16 protein-coding genes and 1 pseudogene are annotated in these 16,288 nt (G+C 73.0%); 7 read left to right on the forward strand and 10 right to left on the reverse strand.

The window, feature by feature from the left end; all coding sequences use genetic code 11:
* Positions 1 to 72: 72 nt before the first annotated feature.
* Both ACIQWA_RS36325 and ACIQWA_RS36330 read left to right on the forward strand, forming a co-directional pair.
* Entirely contained in the window at positions 73 to 1,014 is a 942-nt protein-coding gene (locus ACIQWA_RS36325; RefSeq protein ID WP_402490193.1) for a TIGR01777 family oxidoreductase, read from the forward strand.
* 177 nt (positions 1,015 to 1,191) lie between these two features.
* Positions 1,192 to 2,007, forward strand: a complete 816-nt coding sequence (locus ACIQWA_RS36330) for a hypothetical protein (RefSeq protein ID WP_402490195.1) — start codon at positions 1,192 to 1,194, stop codon at positions 2,005 to 2,007.
* Between the two features lie 5 nt (positions 2,008 to 2,012).
* On the opposite strand, the gene ACIQWA_RS36335 is transcribed toward ACIQWA_RS36330, so the two are convergent.
* Together ACIQWA_RS36335 and ACIQWA_RS36340 are read right to left on the reverse strand one after the other, a co-directional pair.
* Positions 2,013 to 2,453 carry an SRPBCC family protein gene (locus ACIQWA_RS36335; RefSeq protein WP_402490198.1) on the reverse strand — a complete coding sequence of 147 codons (441 nt, stop codon included), beginning with the start codon at positions 2,451 to 2,453 and terminating at the stop codon, positions 2,013 to 2,015.
* A gap of 202 nt (positions 2,454 to 2,655) precedes the next feature.
* Entirely contained in the window at positions 2,656 to 3,732 is a 1,077-nt protein-coding gene (locus tag ACIQWA_RS36340; protein WP_402490200.1) for a Rieske 2Fe-2S domain-containing protein, read from the reverse strand.
* Between the two features lie 229 nt (positions 3,733 to 3,961).
* Here ACIQWA_RS36340 and ACIQWA_RS36345 point away from each other — a divergent pair, with 229 nt between their 5' ends.
* On the forward strand, positions 3,962 to 5,599 hold the full coding sequence (locus ACIQWA_RS36345) for an alpha/beta hydrolase (protein ID WP_402490203.1): 1,638 nt from the start codon (positions 3,962 to 3,964) through the stop codon (positions 5,597 to 5,599).
* Positions 5,600 to 5,636: 37 nt separating this feature from the next.
* Here ACIQWA_RS36345 and ACIQWA_RS36350 read toward each other — a convergent pair whose 3' ends face one another.
* From ACIQWA_RS36350 to ACIQWA_RS36360, 3 genes are all read right to left on the reverse strand, one after another.
* Positions 5,637 to 7,136: an MFS transporter gene (locus ACIQWA_RS36350; RefSeq protein WP_402490206.1), complete on the reverse strand. Its 1,500-nt coding sequence runs from the start codon at positions 7,134 to 7,136 to the stop codon at positions 5,637 to 5,639.
* Between the two features lie 209 nt (positions 7,137 to 7,345).
* Positions 7,346 to 7,759 (reverse strand): hypothetical protein, encoded by a 414-nt coding sequence (locus ACIQWA_RS36355; protein WP_402490208.1) that lies wholly within the window; start codon positions 7,757 to 7,759, stop codon positions 7,346 to 7,348.
* Positions 7,760 to 7,859: 100 nt separating this feature from the next.
* Positions 7,860 to 8,324, reverse strand: coding sequence for a DUF6234 family protein (locus ACIQWA_RS36360; protein ID WP_402490210.1), 465 nt, complete (start codon positions 8,322 to 8,324; stop codon positions 7,860 to 7,862).
* Between the two features lie 364 nt (positions 8,325 to 8,688).
* On the opposite strand from ACIQWA_RS36360, the gene ACIQWA_RS36365 reads away from it, so the two are divergent.
* Positions 8,689 to 9,057, forward strand: coding sequence for a hypothetical protein (locus ACIQWA_RS36365; RefSeq protein WP_402490212.1), 369 nt, complete (start codon positions 8,689 to 8,691; stop codon positions 9,055 to 9,057).
* Positions 9,058 to 9,201: 144 nt separating this feature from the next.
* On the opposite strand, the gene ACIQWA_RS36370 is transcribed toward ACIQWA_RS36365, so the two are convergent.
* Positions 9,202 to 10,581 carry a M64 family metallopeptidase gene (locus ACIQWA_RS36370; protein ID WP_402490215.1) on the reverse strand — a complete coding sequence of 460 codons (1,380 nt, stop codon included), beginning with the start codon at positions 10,579 to 10,581 and terminating at the stop codon, positions 9,202 to 9,204.
* A 62-nt stretch (positions 10,582 to 10,643) separates the two neighbouring features.
* Positions 10,644 to 10,973, reverse strand: coding sequence for a hypothetical protein (locus tag ACIQWA_RS36375; protein ID WP_402490218.1), 330 nt, complete (start codon positions 10,971 to 10,973; stop codon positions 10,644 to 10,646).
* 230 nt (positions 10,974 to 11,203) lie between these two features.
* Between ACIQWA_RS36375 and ACIQWA_RS36380 the strand changes: the two genes are divergently transcribed.
* Entirely contained in the window at positions 11,204 to 12,028 is an 825-nt protein-coding gene (locus ACIQWA_RS36380; protein WP_402490220.1) for an SAM-dependent methyltransferase, read from the forward strand.
* 111 nt (positions 12,029 to 12,139) lie between these two features.
* Here ACIQWA_RS36380 and ACIQWA_RS36385 read toward each other — a convergent pair whose 3' ends face one another.
* On the reverse strand, positions 12,140 to 12,697 hold the full coding sequence (locus tag ACIQWA_RS36385; RefSeq protein WP_402490222.1) for a DUF1707 domain-containing protein: 558 nt from the start codon (positions 12,695 to 12,697) through the stop codon (positions 12,140 to 12,142).
* A gap of 90 nt (positions 12,698 to 12,787) precedes the next feature.
* Here ACIQWA_RS36385 and ACIQWA_RS36390 point away from each other — a divergent pair, with 90 nt between their 5' ends.
* A complete protein-coding gene (locus ACIQWA_RS36390) occupies positions 12,788 to 13,516 on the forward strand; it encodes a TetR/AcrR family transcriptional regulator (protein ID WP_402490225.1) in 729 nt (242 codons plus the stop codon).
* Between the two features lie 79 nt (positions 13,517 to 13,595).
* On the opposite strand, the gene ACIQWA_RS36395 is transcribed toward ACIQWA_RS36390, so the two are convergent.
* The gene (locus ACIQWA_RS36395) at positions 13,596 to 14,375 is read right to left on the reverse strand and encodes a class I SAM-dependent methyltransferase (protein WP_402490228.1); all 780 of its coding nucleotides are present in this window, start codon (positions 14,373 to 14,375) and stop codon (positions 13,596 to 13,598) included.
* A 539-nt stretch (positions 14,376 to 14,914) separates the two neighbouring features.
* On the opposite strand from ACIQWA_RS36395, the gene ACIQWA_RS36400 reads away from it, so the two are divergent.
* The gene (locus tag ACIQWA_RS36400) at positions 14,915 to 15,697 is read left to right on the forward strand and encodes an SAM-dependent methyltransferase (RefSeq protein ID WP_402490231.1); all 783 of its coding nucleotides are present in this window, start codon (positions 14,915 to 14,917) and stop codon (positions 15,695 to 15,697) included.
* Positions 15,698 to 15,961: 264 nt separating this feature from the next.
* On the opposite strand, the pseudogene ACIQWA_RS36405 reads toward ACIQWA_RS36400, so the two are convergent.
* Positions 15,962 to 16,081, reverse strand: a pseudogene (locus tag ACIQWA_RS36405) (transposase); the annotation flags it as partial.
* Positions 16,082 to 16,288: the final 207 nt, after the last annotated feature.

The raw sequence follows: 16,288 nt of genomic DNA on the forward strand, positions 1-16,288 counted from the left end.
CCGGGCGGCTCCGGGTGAATTGAACGTGTTCAATATGCGCGCTAGGCTCGGGGTGAAGATGAGGGGGAACTCATGAAGATCGTCATCCCCGGTGGCTCCGGCGCGCTCGGGACCCTGCTCGACCGCAGCCTGACGGCCGCCGGGCACCAGGTCACGGTGCTCAGCCGGCGCCCCGCCGGGCCCCGGCAGGTCGGCTGGGATGGACGGAGCCTGGGCGCCTGGGCGGCCGAGCTGGACGGCAGCGACGTGGTCGTCAACCTGGCCGGGCGCAGCGTCAACTGCCGCTACACGCACGAGAACCAGCGGGCCATGATGGACTCCCGGGTGGACTCCGCCCGGGCCGTCGGCCAGGCGATCGCCGCTGCCCGCAGGCCCCCCGCCGTCTGGCTGCAGATGAGCACCGCCACCGTCTACGCCCACCGGCACGACGCGCCCAACGGCGAGCTGGACGGCCGGATCGGCGGCACCGAGCCCGACGCCCCGGCCTCCTGGCGGTACAGCGTCGAGATCGCCCGGGCCTGGGAGGGCGCCCAGGCGGACGCCGACACCCCGCAGACCCGGCGCCTCGCACTGCGCACCGCCGTCGTCCTCGGCCCCGAGCGCGGCGGTGCCTTCGACTCGCTGTCCTGGCTGGCCAGGCTCGGCGTCGGCGGACCGATCGCGGGCGGCGCCCAGTACGTGTCCTGGATCCACGAGCGGGACTTCGTCCGCGCCGTCGAGTTCCTGATCGCACGGCAGGAGCTCAGCGGCCCGGTCAACCTCGCCGCCCCGAACCCGCTGCCCCAGCGCGAGTTCATGCGCGAGCTGCGCGCGGGCTGGGGCATGCCGTTGGCGCTCCCGGCGACCCGCTGGATGGCCGAACTCGGGGCCTTCGCGCTGCGCTCGGAGAGCGAACTGCTGTTGAAGAGCCGTCGGGTGGTGCCCGCCCGGCTGCTGGAGGCGGGTTTCTCCTTCACCTATCCGGACTGGCCGCAGGCCGCCCGAAACCTGGTGCGGCGGCTGCGCGGACGGTGAGGCGGGCGGTGGTCGCACGGCGGCGCGGGCCCGGGGGAGGGCCGGGTCGTCACGGGGCTGTCACAGCTGCGCGCCGGAGCTTGCCCGGAGCGGGCCGGGACGGCACGGTGGTGGCGGCCACGGGGGGCGGGGCCACGGGGGAGGGGGCGCGGGATGCGCACGGTGCGGTTGTCGTCCATGCAGATGCGGAGCGAGCGCTCCGGTGTCGGTTTCGTGCTGATGGTCGCCACGGCCATCGTCCTGGTCGGCACCGGCGCGATCGACCCTCTCGGGGCATTCCTGGTCGCGGTCCTGGTCGCCGCGGCCGCGCTCTTCGCGACGCCGTACGCTTTCTGGCTGCGGAGCGACGACCGGGGCGTTACCTTCGTCCGGTACCTGCTGCCGCGCCGCTTCGCGTGGGCGGAACTCCGCGGGCTGGCGATGGAGTTCGGCGAGGAGGTGGAGAGCGGCAGCCGCCACCTCACCCTGCGGCTGCGGCTCGCCGATCCGCCGGGCCGGGTCCCCGGACCGCTGCTCGGCAAGCTCCCGGTCACCCAGGAGGACACCCCCTCGGGCGTGCCGTCCCGGGCGATGGCCGAGCTGTTCGCGCTCTTCGGTGAGCGCGGACTGCCCGTCGAGGAGGCGGAGTTCGCGAACGAGGTGCTCCGGGTGCGCGGCTTCCCGCCGCTGCCGCCGCTACGGGTGTGGGCCGCGCCGGCCGAGGGGGTGCCCGGGGCGGAGCGGGCCTACGCCGACGCGCCGGGCATCGACGAGGAGGCGGACGCCCTGCCGGCCGAGGGCCCGCGGCCCCGGCAGCGGGGGCGGCGCGAGTACCTGCTGCGGCGCGCCGCGCTGGCCGACCGGGTCTTCCTGCGGGACGGGGACGGGCTGGCGCTGGCGATCGCCCTGCGGGCGGCGGAGCAGCTGGTCAGGTACGACCAGATCACCGTCGAGGGTGACCAGCGGCACTACGTGCGCGAGCAGTACCTGAGCTGGCGCGCCCGCAATCCGTAGCGGGTTCAGTCCCCGGCCGGGGCCGGGGCCGTGGCCAGCAGGTGGTCCAGCACCCGGCCGAAGACCAGCCGGCCGGCGAGCGCCACGGCCGGGTCGAACAGCCGGGGCAGCCCGGTGATCCGCAGCTCCTCGGCCCACACCGCCTCGCTGCCGGCGCCCACCGCGCGGACCAGCAGCTCGGCGCCGCCGCGCACCACCCGGCCGCGCTTCGCCAGCCGACACCGCTCGGGTGCGACCAGTTCGACCAGCTCCATCGGGTCGTCGAGGCGCAGCGGCCCCAGGGCCGTCCGGGCCAGGACCACGTCCCCCACCTGCTGCCCGCCGCCCCGCACCACGCTCACCCGGGTGAACGGCACCCGGTCGCCGTGCCGGTGCCACGCGGTCAGCCGGGCCCAGCACTCGGCGGGCGGCAGCGGCGAGCGGCGGGTCAGGACGAAACGGGCCATGCCGCAGTCTACGGCTCCCGGGGTGGCGGCGGCCGGACGGCGGCTGCCGGTGAGGCGGCCTGAGCGGCCGGGGTGGCCGGGGTGGCCGGGGTGGCCGGGGTGGCCAGGGCGGCCTGAGCGGCCAGTTGGCCTGGGCGGGCCGGAAGGCCGACCTGACGGTGCGGAGACGGAGCGCCGTCGCCGCACCGCCGTCGGGCGACCGTCAGTTCAGCCGGGCGCCCTCCGGGTGGGTCGGCGCCGGCAGCTGTTGCCGGTGGTCCGGCGGGTAGAACTGCCGGGCCCAGTGCCGCATCGCGCCGATCGGCCCGTCGCCGGCCGCGAGCCGTGGCGGGGTGAGGTACTTCTTGGTGGACCAGATCGGGAAGTCGGCCGAGGTGAACTCGACGCTGTGCCGGAACATCGGACCGGACAGCAGTCTGGTCACCGTACGGCTGACCGTCCGGGCGAGCAGCGGCGGCAGTCCGGCCGGCTCCGCCAGGGCGAAGCGGCTCGCCTGGCGCAGCTGCATCCGGGCCGGGGCGACCTGGGTGGGCATGACCAGCGAGCAGATCTGCAGGCCGAGCGAGCGGGTGTGGATGTCCGTGTGCAGCGCGGTGAGGCCGTAGCCGTCGACCTCGACCTCCACCTCGCGCATCCCGACCAGGGGGAACTTCTCCCGTACCCGCATCGAGATGTGGAAGCGCGGCCCCTCGAAGTCGACCGGGGCCGCCAACTCGCCCTCCGGCCAGCCGTGCAGGGTGACGAAATGGCCGAGGTCGAAGGAGTTCTCCATGACGTCCTGGGCGTGGCCGGGCAGTTCGAAGGAGATGTGCCGCAACGGTCGGCCGCCGAGGACGTGCCAGGCGGGGATCTCCCAGTCCGGCTCCCGGCCGTCGTGGTGGCGCCAGACGAAGACCGCCTCGTTCACCTCACGCACCGGTAGCGGGGAGAGCGCGGCGCGGGGTGGCGGGGTGCCGTAGCCGGTGCGTACGCAGCGGCCGTCGGCGTCGAAGGCGAAGCGGTGGAAGGGACAGACCAGTTGGGTGCCGTGGACCTCGGCGAGTCCGAGGTGGGCGCCCAGGTGCGGGCAGTACGGGCGGACGGCGCGCAGGCGGCCGTCCCGCAGCCGGTACAGCACCACGTCCTCGCCGGCGAGTTGCCGGGTGATCACCGTTCCGGGCTTGAGTTCGGCGGAGAAGGCGAGCGCGGCCCAGCCGTCGGGGTAGGGCAGGGCGGGCGGCAGCGCGACGTCGGCGGCGGTCGGTCGGGAGCTGACGGGGTGGACGTGCGGGTGGGACACGTGGATGGGCCCTCCTGTCGGTCTGTTCGGCGCGGCCCGTCCCAGGCGCTTGGCGTCCGAACAGCGTGGATTCTCGATGCTAGTCACGGATCGGAGCCCTTCGTACGGTCAACCTCCGTACGAGGGGAAAGGTCTGATGATCGGTCGGGTGCCGGAGGATCGGTCAAAGCTTGGCAAAGTCCGGTCCGATCTCTGGATGTGCCATTGCACATGTCACATCATGCTCCCCATGAGAAAAGCCATCGCCCTGCTCTCGGCCGCCGCGGCCCTTGCCACCTTCGGCGGACTCGTCGGCCCCGCCTCCGCCGCCGAACCCGACGCCCCCGACCTGGTCGACACCGGCCAGGGCGCGCTCGCCTGGAGCTCCTGCGACGACCCGGCCACCCCGGCCCTTCAGTGCGCGATGCTGGAGGTGCCGGTGGACTACGCCGACCCGCACGGGCGCAAGATCAGGATCAAGCTCAACCGGCTGCCCGCCACTGCGCCCAAGGACAAGCAGCAGGGCCCGATCCTGCTCAACCCCGGCGGCCCGGGCGACTCCGGCCTGTGGATGCCCGCCTACATCGCCGGGAAGATCCCGGCGGACGTCGCCGCCACCTACGACTGGATCGGCTTCGACCCGCGCGGCACCAACGGCAGCGACCCCCATGTCATCTGCGACGCCCACTACTTCGACGCCGAACGCCCCGACTACCAGCTGAGCCAGGGCACCTCGAAGGCCTGGCTCAAGAAGGCCGCCGGATACGCCGCCGACTGCGCGGCCGACTGGTCCTGGCTGCTCCCGCACATGACCACCGTCGACAACGCCCGGGACCTGGACAGCATCCGACGGGCCCTCGGCGTACCGAAGATCAACTACTACGGCGGCTCCTGGGGCACCTCGCTCGGCTCCACCTACGGCCAGCTCTTCCCCTCCCACGTGCGCCGGATGGTGCTGGACAGCATCGTCGGCCCGACCATCAGCTGGTACGACCACAACGTCCTCCAGGACGAGGAGCACCAGCGCCGCTTCGACGCCTTCACCGCCTGGACCGCCAAGGCCGACTCGACCTACCACCTGGGCACCGACCCCGCCGCCGTGGCCCAGGCCTACCACCAGGTCGAGGACGCCCTGCGCAAGGACCCGGTCGACGCCGCCCCCGCGCCCGGGAGGATCGGCCCCGCCGAGTTCGAGGACACCTTCTACGGCGGCGGCTACAACTTCCTGCGCTGGCCCCGGATGGCCACCGTGCTCTCCGCCTACCTGACCCAGCACGACACCCGGCCGCTGAACATCGCCTACAACAAGTACGCGGCCCCCGGCGCCGACGACGGCGCCTTCCCCGCCTACAACGCCGCCCAGTGCACCGAGAACGCCTGGCCGCGCGACTGGGAGTACTGGAAGAAGGACCAGGCGAAGGTCAACGCCCGCGCACCCTTCTACGCCTACAACAACATGTGGTACAATGACGCCTGCATGTTCTGGCCCTACCAGGGCAACCCGGCCGGCCGCTTGAAGATCACCGGTAAGGGCCTGCCGCCCGTGCTGCTCTTCCAGGCCACCGAGGACGCCGCCACCCCCTACCAGGGCGGCCTCGCCATGCACGACGCGCTGCCGGGCTCCAAGCTCGTCGTCCAGAACGGCGGCAGCTTCCACGAGATCCTCTTCCACGACAACGCCTGCCTGGACGACACCTTCACCGCCTACCTGCGCGACGGCAGCCTGCCCCAGGGCAAGGGACGGATCGCCAAGACCTGCGCCCCCGAGGCCGACCCGGCCCCCGTGTACGTGACCCCGCCGCCCGCCACCGCGAAGGCCCTCACCACCGCACCGGCCGCCCCGCTCGCCCCCACCGACCCCGAGGCCGTGCGCGGGGTACTGCGTTAGGGCGTGCCCGACACGACCTGAGGCACCGGCATCGGGTCTAACGGGACTCCGAGGACCGGGCCACGGCGCTGAGCGGCGCAGCCAGCGACTCCAGGCTGCGCCGCTCCGCCGGCACGCCGATCACCGCCTCCACCAGACCGGCGGCGGCCATCAGCGCCGCCCCGATGCAGAAGGCGAGCGTGGTGTCGGCGACCTTCCCGCTGCTGACCAGGCCGTTGAAGAGCAGCGGGCCGCTGATGCCGCCGACCGCCGTGCCGACGGCGTAGAAGAAGGCGATGGACATGGCCCGGGTCTCCAGCGGGAAGATCTCGCTGACCGTCAGGTAGGCCGCGCTGGCCCCGGCCGAGGCGAGGAAGAGCACGGCTGTCCAGCAGGCCGTCATGGTGGCGGCGGAGAGCGAGCCGTGCTGGAAGAGCGCGGCGGTGCCGAACAGCAGGATGCCGGAGCCGAGGTAGGTGCCGGCGATCATGGGTTTGCGGCCGACGGAGTCGAAGAGGTGGCCGAGCAGCAGCGGGCCGAGGAAGTTGCCGACCGCGATCACCGCGAAGTAGTAGCCGGTGTCGCCCTCCGGCACCGCGAAGTAGGTGGTCAGGATGGTGGCGTAACCGAAGGTCACCGCGTTGTAGAGGAAGGCCTGGCCGATGAAGAGCGCCAGGCCGAGGACGGTGCGGCGGGGGTAGCGGCGCACCACGGTGCGGGCGATGGCGACGAAGCCGAGCGGCTCGCGCTCGCGGATCAGGATCGGTTCCCCGGTGACCGCCGGGAGCGGCTCCCCGGTCGCCTCCTCGATGCTCCGCTCGGCCTCCGCGACGACCTGTTCGGCCTCCGGCGCCCGCCCGTGGGTGAACAGCCAGCGCGGGCTCTCCGGGACGTGCCGGCGCACCAGCAGGATCACCAGGCCCAGCACCACGCCGATGCCGAAGGCGAGCCGCCAGCCGAGGTCGGTGGCGAACAGCGAGGTGTTGAGCAGGGCGATGGAGGCGAAGGCGCCCACGGCGGCGCCGACCCAGAAGCTGCCGTTGATGACCAGGTCGACCCGGCCGCGGACCCGGGCCGGGATCAGTTCGTCGATCGCCGAGTTGATGGCCGCGTACTCGCCGCCGATGCCGAAGCCGGTGAAGAAACGGCAGAGGAAGAAGAACCAGGCCGTCCAGGACAGCGAGGTGACGGCGGTGGCGGCCAGGTAGACGGCGAGGGTGACCATGAAAAGCTTCTTGCGGCCCAGCCGGTCGGTCAGCCAGCCGAAGAAGAGGGCGCCGGTGCAGGCGCCCGCCACGTAGACGGCGGCGGCGACGGTGGTCACCTGGGCGGTGGTGATGGCGATGCCGCTGCCGTCCTGGGCGAGCCGGCCGGCCATGTTGCCGACGATCGTCACCTCCAGGCCGTCCAGGATCCACACCGTGCCCAGGCCGATCACGATCCGCCAGTGCCAGCGGGACCACGGCAGCCGGTCCAGCCGGGCGGGCACGTCGGTGGCGATCACCCCCGGTGGGGGCGTCCGGTGCGTGGATGGGGTCGACTTCGCCGGATCGGTCATGACGGTCCTCCTTCGTCGGCCGGACGCCTGCTGCCCTGTCCGGATGACCCCCCGCCGGGCCGTCACGCTCGGTGAACGGCTGCGACTACTCCGCCATGATGCCCCGGTGGCGACCGGGCCGCCGCCCGGGTGGCGGCCGGGTGGCGGCCGACCGGGCGCGGTCGGCGCCGGGGCGTGGGGCCCGGGCGGCCGGGTCGGTGGGGTGGGTGTCAGTCGAACGTGCAGAGTGCGATGAAGGCGAGCAGGGCGGGGTAGGCGAGCAGGACGGTGGCGAGGATGCCACGGGTCAGGACGGCCCGCCGCCAGGCTGCGAGCAGCAGGAGCAGCCCGGCCGGGAACACTGGCAGGAGGAACAGCAGGGGGATCAGGTGGTACGGGAGCGAGACCGCGAGCTGGGCGCCGAGTACCACGCCGCCGACGGTCAGACAGGTGCGGCGGAACCGCCCGGCATCGGCGATCGCCAGGGGCAGCACGGTGCCGGCCAGCAGCAGGAGCCAGCCGGCGACGAGCGGCCAGGCGTAGGTCGTGTGGATCATGGCTGCGGGCTGCACCCAGGTGGCGGTCGCGAGCGCGACGAGCGGCCAGGGGCGGTCGGTTCTGCGGGTGGAGAGCTGTGATGACATCCGGTCCCCCCGGTGGCTTTGAACAGGTTCAAACTGAACGGGTTCAAACTACGTGCGGGGGCTTCTCCCGGGCAAGTCCGGATCACGGGCCTTGGGGCCGTCAGTTGCACCTCCCGCTGCCGCTGTAGCAGGGCACGTACCCGCTGGGCAGCGGGGCCGGCGGCGCGGGGTGGCGGCGGTCCCAGTCGTGTTGCATCAGCAGGACGGAGGCCGACAGCGCCAGCGCGACCAGCACCTGGATCGCCGCCGTCCAGCGTGCCCGCAGCAGCGCCGCGACCCCGGCGAGCCCGAGCGCGAGGCACAGCAGGTGCCAGGTGAAGTCGAGTCTGGCGTGGGCCAGCCGGTCGACCGCGCCGTCGGCGCCCTGCCCCGCCCAGGCCTCCATGCCGAAGGTGAACATCCGCAGCAGGTAGGTGGCTCCCAGGGCGAGGAGGAGCAGCAGGCCGACGCCGAGGTCGAGGCCGAGCGTCGGGCGCTGCGGGCGCCGGAGCAGGCGCAGGAGGCGGAGGCGACGGCGGAGATCGAGGCGGGCGGCGGGGGCAGGAGAGCGGTCGATCGGCGGCATGCGGACAGCCTGCCAGGGGTGGGGCGGCGCGGAACTGAGTACGGATACTCAGATCCGCCGCCGCCGAACGGCCGACCGTCGGCCGACCGCCGGCCCGCGCCACGGCCCGTACGCCATGGCTCGTACGTCACGGCCCGCACGCGGGGGTTCGAGGCCTGGTCGAGCACCCGTGCACCGCCCGGTGCGCCTGGGTGTGCGCCGGTGCGCCGGTCGGGTGCCTGCGCTCAAATCACTGAGTGAGAAACGAAGTTGGCGCTTTGTTGCGGCGTGGTGGAGCATGGGCGGGGCCCGGTCTGTTGCGGCGCGCTTGCGCCCGGCCGGGGCGGTACGCGAACGGCGAGAGGAGGCGGGTCCCGTGGTGTCGGTGACACGTCCGTTTCTGGTCCGGGGGAGGGCGGTTCCGCTGGCCAGGTACCTGGCGGAGGAGGAGATCGAGGGCCTGGTGGCCTGTTCGTGCATCGGCAACGAGGTCACCATCGACCTCGCGGACACCCGGATCCTGGTGAGCCTGGCCGATGTCGGCGGGGTGGTGGGCCTCACCTTCCACATGGTCCAGGACGGTCCGGCCAAGCCCCGGTCCTGGACGCGTCGGCTGCCCAGCGACACCGGGCCGAAGGAGCTCGCGACCCGCATCGCCCGGGACGTACGGACCCTGGAGCGCGAACTGGCACCGCTGCGCCGCCGTCCCCCGGAGCGCCCGGAGCGCCCGGAGCGCCGTGGGCTGGTCGGTTGAACCGGTGTTGCCGCTGGGCCGACGGTGGCCGGTGGCCCGACGGAGGTTGATGGCCCGACGGAGGCCGGTGGCCCGACGGTGGTTGACGGCCCGGGCCCGGCGGCGGTCGGCCGCCGGGCCCGGGGGCGGCGTCCTGACGGCTGACTACTTGGTCACCAGCCAGGACAGGCTGCCGGTCAGTTCCTTCCGCAGCGCCGGGTCCGCGACGGCCGGGGTCGGGTCGGTGGCCACGGCGGTGAGCAGGTGCGGGCGTGAGCGCGGGCCGGTCAGGTGCAGTGCGTCGAGGTCGAGGGCGGTGCGTCCGCGCAGCCGGGGCTGTTCGCGCCCGTCGAGGTACCAGTGCAGCTGGGTGTCGGGGACGGGCAGGTCGACGGTCAGCCGGTCGGCGGCGGTGAGCCGACTGCCGGCGGGGGTGGGGCTGGTCAGCGGGGTGGCGTGGCGGTAGAAGCCGGCGATCATCGCCTCCCGTCCGGGCAGGTTGAACTCGCGGCCGAGCGAGCGCATGATCGAGTTCTCCGTCGGCCGGTACAGCCCCGTCGGGTAGTAGCCACCGCCCTCGAAGCTGCCGACCGTCCCGCCGTCGGGCGAGGCCTGGCCGAGCCAGCGGGCCCACTTGGTGCCCTGGTCGCGCATCCGGTCGGCGGTCAGGGTACTGAGGTTGGCCTCGGGTGGTTCGGCGCCCTGGTACGTCCCCTGGCCGTCGTAGGAGTACTCGTCGGCGAGCTTGCCCAGGGAGTGGCCGGTCTCGTGCACGGCGATCTGCCCGGACTTCGCGTTGCCGCCCGCGACGGTGGCGATGCCCTCGTATCCGAGCGGGGACTTGATGTCGTTGTAGCCCGCGCCGCCGTACTTGGCGGTGTTGGCCACGACGATCACCAGGTCCGCCTGCGGGGCCTTGGCGGCGTAGCGGTCGACGGCCTTGTCGTCCACGCAGAGCAGCCGTTCCACGCCGTCGCACCAGAAGTAGGAGCCGAGCGCGGTGTGCCGGACGGTGGCCTGGTCCGGATCGCCGGTGACGCCGGTCTCCGGGGAGACGGCGGACACCGCCCAGACGTTGAACAGTTGCCGGTAGGTGGCGTAGGGCTCGACGGCGGTGATCTCGCGCCACTTCTCGGCGGCGTCGGTGCGGAACTTCTGCTGCTCCTGGGCGGTGTAGCCGTCGCCGATCACCACCACGTCCAGCTTGGTGGCCGGGTCGCCGTTGCGGACCAGGGCGGTGACCTCGCCGTCGCCGTCGGCGCCCGGGGCGGTGAGGCCGGCGGGCGGCGTGGCCAGGTACGGGGAGGCGGCGGGGGCCGTGGCGTGGGAGATGGTCCCGTCCTCGGCGAAGGCCTCGACCTGGTGCCGGGGGCGGTCGGTGCCCGGTGCGGCGGATACGCCGGATGTGCCGGACCTGCTGGGCGCGCCGGGGTCCGGTGCGCTCCAGGCGGGGGAGGCGCCGAGCAGTGCGGCGGCGAGGGCGGCGGTCAGCAGGGCCGACGCGGTCCTGACCCTTCCTCTTCTTCTTCTGGTCCTGATCGGCACGGAGTTCCTCCCGGTGGGCGGCGGATGTGGGGAGGCTACTTCCCTTGTTGGGGACCTGACAATCAGGCGTACTCGTTGAGGATGCCGCGGAAGAGGGCGGTCGCGGCGATCCAGCACAGTGTGGCGACGATCAGGGTGACGACCAGCGGCCACTGGAGGGTGAGCAGCGCGATGGAGCCCAGGAGCGTGGCGAACACGTTCGCCACGACCGTGACGACCAGGGGGAACGACACGGCCCCGTCGTCCGGTGGCCACGCCTGGGTGAGCACCAGGGCCGTCCCGGCGGCGATCAGCAGGCTGAGCACGGCGGCATCCGCCCACCGGTAGGTCTCCGTCCGGGAGCGGTGACCGTGGTAGCTGATCTCGATGACCCGGCCGTGCAGGACGTTCACGGGTTCGGGCGTGCGCCCCGGACAGGAACCGCGTCCTCAGGCATCGTCGCCGTCCGGCGCCGGCACGGTGTCCTCGTTCATCGCCACCCCCGTCGATTGCTCCCCGGTGCCCCTGCGTTCGCACTCGATGCGACGCCGGTCACAACCCGGATCATGCCAGGGAACGGCGGGGTGCGCGAGGAATTGGCCCTGCCCGGACCGGACTTGTAGGCGGCGGTAGATTGGCGGGCATGACGCCGACGCCTGATGCGATGAGCCCGGTCTCCCGTACCGCCCTGCCCGTGGTGCTGGTGCGGGCCCATGAGAGCACCCGGCCCGAGCCGCTGTTCACCGACCCGTACGCGGCCCGGTTCGCCGAGGCCGCCGGGCTGCCCGCCGAACTCCCCGAGCGGGCGCGGCGCGAGGGCCTCGCGGCCGCGCTCGCCGTGCACATCGTGCTGCGGACCCGCTACTACGACGACCGGCTGCTGGCCGCCGGGACCGAGCAAGTGGTGCTGCTGGCGGCCGGGCTGGACGCCCGGGCCTACCGGCTGGACTGGCCGGGCGGCACCCGGCTGTGGGAACTGGACCTGCCGCCCGTACTGGAGTTCAAGGAACAGGTGCTCGACGCGGCCGACGCCGTGCCGTCCTGTCGGCGCGAGGTGCTGCCGGGCGACCTGCTCGACCCGGGGTGGCCGCGCCGCCTGGTGGCGGCGGGCTTCGACCCGCAACTGCCCACTGCCTGGCTGGCCGAGGGCCTGCTGGTGTACCTGAGCGCCGAGCAGGCGGCGGGGCTGCTCACGGCCGTCGGCTCGCTCTCCGCACCGGGCAGCCGACTACTGATGGAGCGCGGCCGGGACGTCTCCCGCGGCCCGGAGGATCCCGCGCTGGCCCACGTCACCGAGCTCTGGCAGGGCGGGCTCGGGCCCGAGACCGACCAGTGGCTGAACGCCCATGGCTGGCAGGCCCGGACCACCTCCCTCGCCGAGGTCGGAGCGGCCTACGGCCGTCCGCTGCCCGAGGGCGCAGGGCGGACCAGCGGCTTCATCGAGGCGGTGCGCACGGCCGAGGGCTGAGCCGGGGCGGCCGAAGGGGCCGGGGGCTCGCCGGCGGTAGTGGTTCGCCGGCGGCAGGGGTTCAGCAGAGGGCGGGTTCACCGGAGGGCGGTGTTCACCAGAGGGCGGTGTTCACCAGAGGGAGTGGCGGATCCGCAGGCGGCCTGTCCCCATCCCCCCGGAGATCCGGATGACCGGCCCGCCCGGGCGGACGGTCCGGCGGGCGCGGTAGCGCGGCTGCTTGAGGCCGGCGTGGAGGGCGGTGAGGTCGACGACCGCGTTCCGGGGCACGGTGATGCCGGCCCCGCCGGTGCCGAGCAGCAGTTGGATGTCGACCACCGGGTGCTCGATGACCGCCCGGGAGAGGTCCAGCCGCACCCGCCCGAGCGCCGAGGCCACGGTGAGCACACGCGGGACGCGCCAGGCGCCGCGCCGCCGGATCCGGCCGCCGAGGGCGTCGCCCGTGAGGGTGGTCGCCGACCGGGCGTCCGGGTGGGCGACGGGCTCCGGTAGTCCGGTCAGGGCCTCGGCGAGGCCGTCCGGGGTCGTCGTGGTGAGCGCCCGCTGCAGCCGTTCATCCAGCTCCTCGAAGCCGAACTGCCCGTCGGCGTAGGCCTCCTGGAGGCGGCGGACGGCGGTGTCGCGGTCGGCCTCGCTGATCGGTGTCGGCCCGTCCGTGCCGGTCGCCATCACTCCACCCCTCGACTGAGTACGTTGTACGCGGTCATGGTGGCCACGCTAGATTACTGGGTACCGTGTACGCAAGAAGAAGGGTCGACGGTGGCCGACGCCGAGTACGTGAGCATCTGGATGCGGCCCGAGCGCCCCGCCCGCGGACCGAAACCCGCCTACAGCCGGGCGCAGATCACCGAGGCCGCCGTCCGGATCGCCGACGCCGAGGGCCTGGAGGCCGCCACCATGCGCCGGATCGCCGCAGAGATCGGCGCCGGCGCGATGTCGCTCTACCGGTACGTCCCCGGCCGCGACGAGCTGATCCAGCTGATGGCCGACCGGCTGATGGGGGAGATCGATGTCGAGGGCATGCCCTCCGGCCACTGGCGGGCCGACCTCACCCGCTACGCCCACGGCCTGCGCGCCATGTGGCTGCGGCACCCCTGGATCGCCACCGTGCACCGCGCGCTGCCCGGCCTCGGGCCTCAGCAACTGCGCCTGATCGAAGCGGTGATGGGCGTCCTGGACGCGCACCTCCCGATCGACGAGAACCTCGGCCTGATGGCCGTCCTCAACGGCTTCGTGGAGGGCGCCGCCCGCGACGAGGTCAGCTGGACGGAGGAGGTGCGGCGCAGCGGCGTGAGCGAGGAGGAGTGGCAGGCGCGCAACTACCCGTACGTCCGACACCTGCTGGAGAGCGGGGAGTACCCGATCTTCGGCCGGATCGCCCTGGAGGCGCGCGGGCCCCGGCTCGGCCGCGACGAGCAGTTCCGGATCGGGCTGGAGCGGGTCCTCGACTGCATCGCCGCGGCGCTCCCGCCGGAGGCGCGGTCGTAGCGCCGGGACGTCAGCCGGAGGCGGGATGTCGGCCGGAGGCGGGGCGGCGCAGGACGGTCGTCGCCGTGGCCCTGGGCGGTCACAGTCGGCGGGTGCGCAGCACGCCGGTGAGCATCGGCAGGGTGAAGCCGCCGTCCGCGGTCTCCGGTCGGCTCGCCAGGAACGCGCGGATCCGGGCGAGCGCGGCCTCCCGCCGGTCGTCCGGCATGACCAGCATCCCCGCGCGGGTGCCCAGGGTCGCCACCAGCGAATCGGCGGTGCGCGGCTGCCCGTGTGCGAAGAGCTCCTGCCGTGCCTCGCCGAAGCGGACGGCGCCGCCGCCCCTCGGCAGGTGGGCGCCGGCCGTCTCGGCCCGCCAGGCGGCGGGCGTGTCCCGCGGCCCGACCGCCGCGGCCCCGCTCACCCGGGCCAGCTCGGCGACCCACTCGACCCGGTCGTCCAGGAGGTTCCAGAGGCCCGCCAGGATGCCGCCGGACCGCAGCACCCGGGCGATCTCCGGGCCCGCGACCGCCATGTCGAACCAGTGCATCGCATTCCCGGCCAGCACCACGTCCACCGAGGCGTCCGGCAGCGGAACGGACTCCGCGCTTCCGGACAGCGCCCGGACGGTCGGCAGCGAGCGGCGCAGCTCGGTCAGCATCGCCGGATCCGGCTCGACCGCGATGACCTCGGCCCCCAGGTCGAGCAGGGTGGCGGTCAACTTGCCGGTCCCGGCGCCGAGATCGAGCACCCGGGGCCCGGGCGCGGCGTCGAGCGCCCAGCGCACCGCGGCGTGCGCGTAGTCCGGGCGGTGCTCGGCGTAGGCCGCCGCCGCGGCGCCGAAGGACGCGGCGTGGCGCAGGTGCTGGTCGTGATCCATCCGGCCACGCTATCGGCGCTCGGGCCCGTCGGCCGGTTTTCTCATCAGTTCCTCAACTTCGGTCCGCTCCCGGACCGGCCGCCCGGTGGCGCGCCGGTGCTGCCGGGTCGGCGGTAGCCGACACCGCCGCCGCCGTCGCCCTCGTCGGGCGGGGCCCGATCCACGCCCGGCTCCGGTCGGCTTCTCCGCCCGGCTTCGTCCGGCTTCGATGCTGCGGCATGATCGGCGCATGGAACGAGCGATCGATCTTGACGAGGCCGTCCGCGAGGTGGAACGCTCCCCGGCTCCGGCATCGATTCGGCGGCGGCGTTCGGTGATCGGCTCGACGGCTATGTGGTCAGGGTCTTCGGGGCCCGCGCCTCCGTGCCGGACTGAGCTAGGCCGTTTCGTTTGGATCATCTCGCTGACCAGACGACCGGGGGATCGGCAAGGTCATTCGCGTGATGGCCAGGGCTTGACGGTTGCGCATGGCTGCGTGCTGTATGGCCGCGTGCTGTGCGGAAGGGGGCGGACGATTTTGGGTTGTGCGTCCGTGTGTCATGGGCTTGGGTGTGTCCGTGACTGCATTGGATGATCTTGCACGACCTGGTCGCTACCCGCGTTCCTCTGGTTATGACCCTGCCTGGCTCGTGGGCCTCGACATGGGGCCGAACCCGTTGTGGCTCCTGGAGGACCTGGCCGCAAATCTCGATCTGCGGCCGGGGATGAGGGTGCTGGACCTTGGCTCGGGCAAAGGAGCCACGTCGGTGTTCCTTGCGCGTGAGTACGGCGTTGAGGTGGTCGCGGCCGACTGGTGGATACCAGCCGAGGACGCTGCCGCCGTCTTCGCCCAGGCAGGAGTCGCCGACCGGGTGACCGCCGTGCGGGCGGAGGCGCACGTCCTGCCGTTCGAGCCGGAGAGCTTCGACGCGATCGTGAGCATCGACGCGTTCGAATACTTCGGCACCGCGGACGGCTACCTCCCCTACCTGGTGCGGTTCCTACGGCCGGGTGGCCAGCTGGGCATGGCGACACCGGGGATGACCAGGGAAGTGCGCGAGCTGGGGGCGATCCCGGACCACATCAAGGCGGTGGTGGGCTGGGAGGCCATCGCCTGGCACACACTCCAGTGGTGGCGCTTCCAGTGGGAGGTCACCGAACTGGTGGACGTCACCTCCGCGCGCCTCCAGGAAGATGCATGGCAGGACTGGCTGCTGTGGGCGCGTGCCTGCGCCGAGCAGGGGCCGGACGCCGCGAAGGCGAACCAGCCGGTGATCGACATGCTGACGCAGGACGGCGGCGAATACCTTTCGTTCGCCCTGGTTACCGCTCGCCGCAGATGAAAAGGCTCGTACTGGCCGGCATCTGTTACCGTCGCACGGGCGCGGCAGGCGCGTGAAAGCGGACACGTGGGGAGGTTGATGAATATGGCCGTCAACGGCCTTTCTCGACATGCCCTTTTCCGCTCCGCCAGCTGACAGAGCGCGGACCGGGTCACCCACTCTGACCAGGAGACAACCGTGCACCCCACTACCTTTGACGGCCCGGGCGAGCTGACCACGCAGCGGCTCGTGCTGCGCACCTGGACGGCGGCCGAACACCCGCTCCCAGGTGCCGTCCAGGGCCCACATCCGCAGCCGGTTGTAGACACCTCTCCAGTTGCCGAATTTCTCCGGCAGGTGGACCCACTGCGTTCCGGTTTGGAACTTGAAGGCGATCGCGTCGATCTCCGGGGCATCCCCCCCTGAATCGGCCCTGTACCGGCGCGGGCCCGCCTCGTGCCGCTGGTGGTGGCGGTGCGGGGCGGGCCCGGGTGTGGTGCTGTGTGGGGGTTAGACCAGGGCGGCGAGGGCGGCCTCGTAGTCGGGCTCTTCGGCGATCTCGGCGACGAGTTCGGTGTGGAGGACGGTGTCGTTCTCGTCGAGGACGACGAC

Source organism: Kitasatospora sp. NPDC098652, from assembly GCF_044760155.1.
Taxonomy (GTDB): domain Bacteria; phylum Actinomycetota; class Actinomycetes; order Streptomycetales; family Streptomycetaceae; genus Kitasatospora.